The sequence below is a fragment of the Enterococcus olivae genome, assembly GCF_053760925.1.
On the sequence record NZ_JBSMVT010000047.1, the window covers coordinates 1 to 8,202 of the forward strand.

Below are 8,202 nucleotides of genomic sequence, written 5' to 3' on the forward strand. Positions count from 1 at the left end.
ACCTTTACCATAACAGAATGGGGTTCTTTTTTCATCACTTAACGGGTGAGAATCGAAAAGTTAATTTTTCCTGCCGTTAGGCAGTTTCTAAACAATTATAAGGAAAGTATGAATTATTCAGGAAATAGTATTACAATTAAATTTTTTTATAACATAGAATAGTCATAAAAAAATTTGCTTATCACCACATTACAAAAAAGGTGAGGGAATTTTATGAATGAAAACGCTTATACTTTTTGAAGTTTAGAACCTATAATATAAATCAAGGGATGTACATTATTTTATAAAAGTTTAATGAGTAATCGGAAGGGGTGAAGTTGGTTGGAAGAAAAGTATTTAAAAATACTAACTGAAATTCTTTCTAATCCAAGCATTACTAGAAAGGAGGTAGAAAAAAAGTTAAATCTTTCAAGAGATCAAATTAGGTATGCAATAGCAAAAATTAATGAGTTTTTAATTGAAAATGAATTGCCAAGTATTCAACGTAAAAAAGATGGTGGATTTATTATTGATCCATCTGTATCCTCTTTATTTAGTGAAAAAAACAAATTACCTAATAAGAATGTTTTTTATTCTCAAGAAGAACGAATAACAATACTTGCACTATTGTTATTTAACGAGTCTTTAGATTTATCTTTAGAATATTTTTCTTATGAATTGAATGTAAGTAAAAATACAATTCTTCGAGATTTATCTAAATTAAAAAAGAGATTGAAAACATTTACATTAGAAATAACTTATTCGAGAATACAGGGCTATTCACTCTCAGGAAACGAACTTTTGATTCGAGACTTCATTAAAGAAACTCTCTTTAAGATTATCAAAATGACTAAAGGTTTACAATTATTATCTGAGTTTTCAGGAATAAAAATTTCAGAAATACAAAGAGTAGAAAGCAAACTAAAAAAAATCGAGCGAGAATTAGAGATAAACTTTTCAGATGAACAATATCAAATATTGCCCTTTTTTTTGATAATTTTGTTTAAGCGTATTTCTAATGGCAAAATTGTCAAAAAGCGAAGGCTGGAAGATGAATTCGATATTTTAAATTTACATGAAGTAAAGGTTATTGAAAAACTACTTGTTTTAGAAAAATATGGAAAAAGAGAATCGATATATATATCACTTCAAATTCTTTCATCGAATATTGTGTCTGGAGATTTTGTTAGTGAGAGTGTTACTTTCAAACTACGCAAAGTAATAGAAAAGTGTATTGAGAATCTTGAAGTAACTACATCTATAGAATTAAAAGATAAAGAAACATTATTAAATAGTTTAATGTACCATCTTACTCCTGCTTACTACCGTATGAAGTATTTAATAAATAAAAAAAATGATTTATACGAATCAGAATTTTTTGATAATGTTATTACTCAATATAATTTTTTGAATTCTATTATCAAAAATTGTTTTAAGCCCTTAGAAGAATTTTTGGAAGTTCCGTTACCAGAAATTGAAATAATGTATATTTCCTTAATCGTAGGTTCCAAAATATTACCACAAGGGAAATCAGAATTTCCTAAAATAAAAACGGCTATCGTGATTTGTCCCAAAGGAGTTACTTACTCACAATTGATGCTTACACAATTAATGGATTTATTTCCAGAAGTATACTTTTATGAACCTGTATCTCACCGAGCCTTTCAAGAAAGTCGTTTAAAAGTAGATATTATTTTTTCTATTGGACATTTTCATTCGTATGAAAACTGTTTTGTTGTTCATGCTACGATGAGTAATCATGAGAAGCAGCAACTACGTTCAAATGTTTTTAAAAAGATTTTTGGTGTAGATGATCAATTAAACATCGTAGAAAAAATAATGAATATAATATCAGACTATGTACCTATCAATAAAAATGATGAGATCCGAACTCAAATTTTACAAGTCCTAGGCAAAAATCAATTAGCCGAATTGCCAGAAGCATCTAGAGAAACTATTAGTGCCATGCGCTTAGTTGATTTTCTTTCCTTAAATAGAATTTTTATAGTAGATAATGTAAAAGACTATCAAGAAGCGATTCGATTGGCAGCTAAGCCTTTATTAAAAGATGGATCAATTACTAAAGGATATATAAAAAAAGTAATTGAAAGTCATGATTTTTCAGATCCATATACTATTTTAGGTGAACGTGTCGCAATTCCACATGCAACACCCAAAGAAGGGGTCAAAAAAATCGCTATTAGTATGCTCCTTGTTAAAGAAGGCGTGAATTTTTCAAACGAGCAACAAGTTAACGTTGTTTTCTTGTTGGCTCCGATTGACCGAAAACAACATAATCAAGCTATTTTGGATATCCTAACGGTGGCAGAAAACAATGAGTTAATTAATTTGTTGCTTTTAGAAAATAGGAAAACCGATATTTTGAGATTATTAGCAGAGAATATAACTTAACAATGAAGGAGATTTTGAAATGAATAAACAAGAAATTAAAGAAAGTATTCAAAATACTTTTGAGATTGAAGCAGCAGCTATTGGTGCATTATCTAAATCAGTTGATCAAGAAGTATTAGCTACGTTAGTTGAAAAAATTGGTGAGAAAAAAGGAAACGTTATTGTTACAGGATGTGGAACATCAGGAACCGCAGCAAAAAAAATTGTTCATTCACTCTCTTGTGTAAGCGTACCGGCAGTATTTTTGAGTCCTTCTGATGCCATTCATGGGTCAATGGGAATCATTACTGATAAAGATATTGTTATAGTCATTTCCAAAGGTGGAAATACAAAAGAGTTAACCAACTTACTTGATTCAATCAAAGCACAAGGAGCATTCATTGTAGGTGTTGGTGAGAAAGAAGAATCTAAAATTGGGGATTATTCGAATCTTTTTGTAAAAATTGCTGTTGAAAAAGAACCAGATCCATTCAATATGCTTGCAACAGCAAGTACTTTAGCAGTTATTTCAACTTTTGATACGGTATGTATTGCGTTGATGACTTATACAGGATTTACAAAAGAACAATTTGGCATCAATCATCCTAGTGGTGCAGTTGGAGACCGATTACTTGGGAAATAAATAGAATATGAGAAAGGTATGCATATGAGTGAGTTAGGCAAAATGATTAATCCAGAAAACATTATTTTTCTATCGAGTGATACAAAAATAAAGGAAGAGGCTTTGGATAGTGTGTCTTCATTAATGTTGAAAAATGGCTATGTAAAAGAAAGTTATATAGAAGCTATTAAAGAACGAGAGCACACTTTTCCAACAGGATTGAATACTACATCTTATGGAATTGCTATCCCACATGTAGATAGTAAACATGTGAATGAAGCAACAATAGCTGTAGGTATTTTAAAAGAGCCTGTTGAATTTCAAGAAATGGGAGCAGAAGATATCATTGTTCCTGTGCGAATTATATTTATGCTAGCAATTAAAGATCCATCCAAACAATTAGACGTATTGCAAGCAGTAATCTCATTGATTGAAAATGGCACGAAAATTGATGAATTAGTACAAGCGACCGACGCTACAGATGTATTACAGATATTAAACTAACCAAAGCCAGATAGGAGCGAATAAGATGGGAAGCATGATGTACGAAATGAATCAATGGTTACTGGGTGATTTTGGTAGGGGGATTTTGAATACGTTACAAGAAAATAAGACAGTCTTCTTGATTCTATTTGCTTTTTATGGCGGAGTACTTCTGTATGCTCGAATCATTTATATGTATTACATTCCTAAAAAAATCAAACAGTTTGTACATGATAATGAATCAAAAGCTGTTTCCGAACTACACCAACTGTGGGAAGAGAAAAGAAAAAGCTTTCCAGTATACATTCTTGTTCCAGTAGGAAAGGAAATGTGGGTTCAACCATTAAAAAATTCTAGTGGTAGTTATACCGTTCTTTATTTTAATAAAAAGAACAGTTATGAAAGCGAGCAAGACTTGATTATAAAATATTCTGAACTATAAAAGGAGTTTTTAATTATGCGTGAAACAAAAATCATGCCATCTTTATTTGGAGCAGATATTAGTAAGTTAAAAGAAGAAGTTTCTCCGTTAGAAAATTTGAATATTGACATTCTCCATGTCGATATGATGGACGGGACATTCGTACCAAATATCGCATTTGGTCCAACACAAGTAGCTGATTTAAAAAAAGTTTTACCTTTTCAATTTGATGTTCATATGATGGTAGAGAATCCTGAAAAATTTATTCCAGTACTAATTGAGGCAGGTGTGGAATATATAAGTATTCATCAAGAAGCAACTATTCATTTATTAAGAGGGATTCAGCTAATCAAACAATTGGGAGCAAAAGCAGGTGTGGTATTGAATCCAGGAACCCCTGTGGAATCGATTAAAATGGTCCTGGATGAAATTGACTATGTCTTATTAATGACTGTTAATCCTGGATTAGGTGGGCAAAAATTATATGTACCAATATATAAAAAAATCCAAGATATGAAACAATTAATTGGTGATAGAAATATTGATATCCAAGTTGATGGTGGAGTAAATGCCGAGAATATTGCTGATTGCTACCAAGCAGGGGCCAACTGGTTTGTTGTCGGTTCATTCATGTTTTCAGGTAACACTAAAGAGAATTTAACTGCTTTAGAAGAAGCTTTAAATAAAGGAGAATTGGAATGAAATCTTTAAAATTATATGGAAAACAAGACTTACGATATGAAGAAGCTGAAAATCCAGTATTAGAAAAAGCAAATGATGTCATTGTTAAAGTAAAAGCAGTGGGTATTTGTGGTTCTGATTTATCACGATATAAAAAGTTAGGGCCATATGTTGAAGGAATGGTTTGGGGACACGAGTTTTCTGGAGAAGTTGTAGAGATTGGTGAGGAAGTCCATCATGTTAAAGTTGGAGATCGTGTGGCAGGTGCACCATGCTTTACTTGTGAAGATTTAGATGTTGAAGAATGTTATTACTGTAAAAAAGCGGAATATGCTCGCTGTGAAAATTTAACGGTAATTGGTGCACGACATGGTGGTGCCTACGCAGAATATATTCGTTTACCAGAAAAAAATTGTGTACCTATTCCAGATTCAGTTGATTATGAATCAGCTGCAATGATTGAGCCTTCTGCAGTAGTCGTGCATGGATATTATCATACTAATATTACTGCAGGAGATGAAGTAGTAGTTGTTGGTTGCGGTAATATGGGCCTACTTTCCATTAAATTTGCGAAGATTTTTGGGGCTACTAAAATTATTGCTATAGATATTGCAGATGAAGCATTAGAGATGGCCAAAGACTTCGGAGCAACACACACGATAAATTCATTAAAAGAAGATCCTTTAGAAAAAATCGCGTCATTCACAGAAAATTTAATGGCGGATATCGTGGTTGAAGCAGCTGGTTCTCCAATTACTTCTGCGCAAGTATTTGCTTATGCGAAAAAAGGTGGTGGTGTCGTTTTTTTAGGTATTCCATATGCTGATGTTATGGTTGAACGTTTCTACTTTGAAAAAATCGTACGAAGCGAGTTAAAAGTTTGGGGATCATGGAGTTGCGTATCTGCACCTTTCCCAGGAAAAGAATGGACAACAATCATGGCGTTACTTGAAAATAAGCAATTAGAAGTAAAATCAATGATTACACATCGATTAGAACTATCAGATGGTCCAGCAATTTTTGATACGATTACACATAAAAAACCTGAAGATAACTTTGGAAAAGTGATGTTTTTCCCTGAAGCAGACTAGAGAGGATGGAGTAATATGAATAGAAAAAGAATTTATGTATGTTGTGGAACTGGAATTGCAACATCAACAGTTATTGTAAAAAAAGTATCAGAATTTTTGGATGAAAATAAGGTGCAGTATGATATTAGTCAATGCATTGTCTCTGACATTCCTTCAAGAGTAGCTAATAAGAAGCCAGATTTAATCATTAGTTCAACAACAATAAATGCTGATTTAGGAGATGTTCCGGTTATTTTAGGACGATCATTCCTAACTGGAATTGGTAAAGAAAAAACAAAACAAGAAATTAAAGAAATTCTGAATTTCTAGAATTGAAGGAGGAAGAAAATGGAAACAATCTTCAATTTTTTTAAGTATATTATTGATTTGGGTGTTAGTGTAATGATGCCAATTATTATCACACTTTTAGGGATTATCTTTGGGAAAAAGATATCAGTTTCTTTTAAAGCCGGCCTAACTGTTGGTATTGGATTTATAGGTATCAATGTAATGGCAGGAGTCATGATGAATGCTATTACACCTGTAACAGAAGCATTAGTTGAAAGATACAATTTTAGTTTAACTGCAACAGATATCGGTTGGGGGATTGGTTCTTCGATTGCGTGGGGAACACCGGTGGTACCTTTCGTATTTATCGCAATCATTGCCACGAACATCTTAATGATTATGTTTAATTTAACTAAAACAATGGATGTGGATATTTGGAATTTTTGGCAGCCTATGTTTATCGCTAGTGCACTTTACTTAACAACAGGTAATATGATTTTAGCTGTATTAAGCGCCGTCATTAATATGGCAATCATCTTTAAACTAGCAGATTGGACTCAAAAAGACGTGGAAGAAGTATTAGGTTTGGAAGGAATTTCTTTACCGGCACTTCAAACAACTGGTTGGGCAGTATTAGGTTATCCAATGAATTGGTTATTGGACAGAATTCCTGGAATCAATAAAATTAACTGGAGTACTGAAAATGTTCAAAAGCGCTTAGGTATTTTCGGTGAACCAATGATGATGGGGTTAATTATTGGTGTCTTGCTATCAGCAGTCGCAGGAATGCCCATTTCTGAAATTTTAACCACAGGCGTTACTTTAGCAGCTTCTTTAGTTTTGATTCCGAGAATGGTGTCACTTTTAATGGACGGTTTAATTGTTATTTCTGAAGCAGCGCAAGAATTTATGTCAAAACGTTTTGAAGGACGTGAAATTTATATTGGTTTAGATGCAGCATTAGGAATTGGGCACCCATTCGTATTGTCATTAGGGCTATTGATGATACCAATCACTTTAATCCTAGCATTTATTTTACCAGGAAATAAAGTTTTGCCACTAGCAGATTTAACAGCTTTACCATTCTACATGATCTTTGCAATCTTACCATCTAAAGGCAATTTATTTAGAGGTATCATTACTGGAATCTTCATTGCAACAATCACACTATATGTAGCAGGTTTTGCAGCTCCGATTATGACAAATATCGCAGCTGACATCGGTTATCAAGTACCAGGAGATGTACAGCAAATAACTTCATTAGCTGTAGGAACACAGTGGTATTCATGGATTGTGTATTATGTATTGAGTTTGTTTGGTTAAAAATTAGTATTTTGGGTTTTGATGGAAGTGCAGTTAATCGATTCGAATATTCGTTTTGATTAACTGTACTTTTACTATATTAAGGAGGAACATATGAAACTATTTTTAGATACTATAAATATTTCTGACATAGAATACTATTCTAAAATTTTACCATTACAAGGAATTACTTCTAATCCAACAATTGTAAAAAAAGAAGGTAGAATAGAGTTTTTCTCACATATGAAAGAAATAAAGAAAATAATTCCTAACTTGGAGATACATGTACAAGTAATAGGTACTTCGAGAAAACGTATTATCGAAGATGCAGAGGTTATTGTTAAAAATTTAGGAGTTGAAACATATATTAAAATACCTGTTACTCTTGAAGGTTTAGCAGCAATAAAGATATTAAAAGAAAAAAATTATAAAATTACTGCAACAGCTATTTATACGGAGTTTCAGGGATATTTAGCAGTTGCTGCAAATGTGGATTACTTAGCGCCTTATTATAATCGAATGGAAGATTTAGGTGTTAATTCTAAAGAAATAATAAGTAATTTAGCTAACCATATTCATTCTGTCAAAAGTGATTCGAAGATTTTATGTGCTAGTTTTAAGAATATTACACAAGTTAATGAGTCTATTCAAGCTGGCGCTCAAGCGACCACTGTTAATGTAGATATTGTATCTAATCTTTTAAGTAGTTCGGTTATAGATAAAGCAGTAAAAGACTTTCAAAATGATTGGGAAGATGTATTTGAAGTCACGAATCTTTCAAGCCTATAAGATTAAGTAGAGAAATCATATAAAAATTATAGAATCTAATAATACCTATAGATCCTGAATAATTCATACTTTCCTTATAATTGTTTAGAAACTGCCTAACGGCAGGAAAAATTAACTTTTCGATTCTCACCCGTTAAGTGATGAAAAAAGAACCCCATTCTGTTATGGTAAAGGTG

General features: G+C 32.2%; 9 protein-coding genes. All 9 read left to right on the forward strand.

What is annotated here, in order from left to right; all coding sequences use genetic code 11:
- Positions 1-321: 321 nt before the first annotated feature.
- Complete coding sequence (locus tag ACWODM_RS15880; RefSeq protein WP_455322305.1) at positions 322-2,391, forward strand: BglG family transcription antiterminator; 2,070 nt, start codon at positions 322-324, stop codon at positions 2,389-2,391.
- A gap of 19 nt (positions 2,392-2,410) precedes the next feature.
- Positions 2,411-3,013, forward strand: a complete 603-nt coding sequence (locus ACWODM_RS15885) for an SIS domain-containing protein (protein ID WP_455322306.1) — start codon at positions 2,411-2,413, stop codon at positions 3,011-3,013.
- Positions 3,014-3,037: 24 nt separating this feature from the next.
- Entirely contained in the window at positions 3,038-3,496 is a 459-nt protein-coding gene (locus tag ACWODM_RS15890; RefSeq protein ID WP_455322307.1) for a PTS sugar transporter subunit IIA, read from the forward strand.
- Between the two features lie 25 nt (positions 3,497-3,521).
- Positions 3,522-3,917 carry a hypothetical protein gene (locus tag ACWODM_RS15895; protein WP_455322308.1) on the forward strand — a complete coding sequence of 132 codons (396 nt, stop codon included), beginning with the start codon at positions 3,522-3,524 and terminating at the stop codon, positions 3,915-3,917.
- A gap of 15 nt (positions 3,918-3,932) precedes the next feature.
- Positions 3,933-4,598 carry a ribulose-phosphate 3-epimerase gene (gene rpe, locus ACWODM_RS15900; RefSeq protein ID WP_455322309.1) on the forward strand — a complete coding sequence of 222 codons (666 nt, stop codon included), beginning with the start codon at positions 3,933-3,935 and terminating at the stop codon, positions 4,596-4,598.
- Positions 4,595-5,668 carry a galactitol-1-phosphate 5-dehydrogenase gene (locus tag ACWODM_RS15905; protein ID WP_455322310.1) on the forward strand — a complete coding sequence of 358 codons (1,074 nt, stop codon included), beginning with the start codon at positions 4,595-4,597 and terminating at the stop codon, positions 5,666-5,668. Before rpe ends, ACWODM_RS15905 begins: the two co-directional genes overlap by 4 nt.
- Positions 5,669-5,683: 15 nt before the next feature.
- Complete coding sequence (locus tag ACWODM_RS15910; protein ID WP_455322311.1) at positions 5,684-5,977, forward strand: PTS sugar transporter subunit IIB; 294 nt, start codon at positions 5,684-5,686, stop codon at positions 5,975-5,977.
- Between the two features lie 18 nt (positions 5,978-5,995).
- Positions 5,996-7,258 carry a PTS galactitol transporter subunit IIC gene (locus tag ACWODM_RS15915; protein WP_455322312.1) on the forward strand — a complete coding sequence of 421 codons (1,263 nt, stop codon included), beginning with the start codon at positions 5,996-5,998 and terminating at the stop codon, positions 7,256-7,258.
- 93 nt (positions 7,259-7,351) lie between these two features.
- A complete protein-coding gene (locus tag ACWODM_RS15920) occupies positions 7,352-8,026 on the forward strand; it encodes a fructose-6-phosphate aldolase (RefSeq protein ID WP_455322313.1) in 675 nt (224 codons plus the stop codon).
- Positions 8,027-8,202 lie beyond the last annotated feature (176 nt).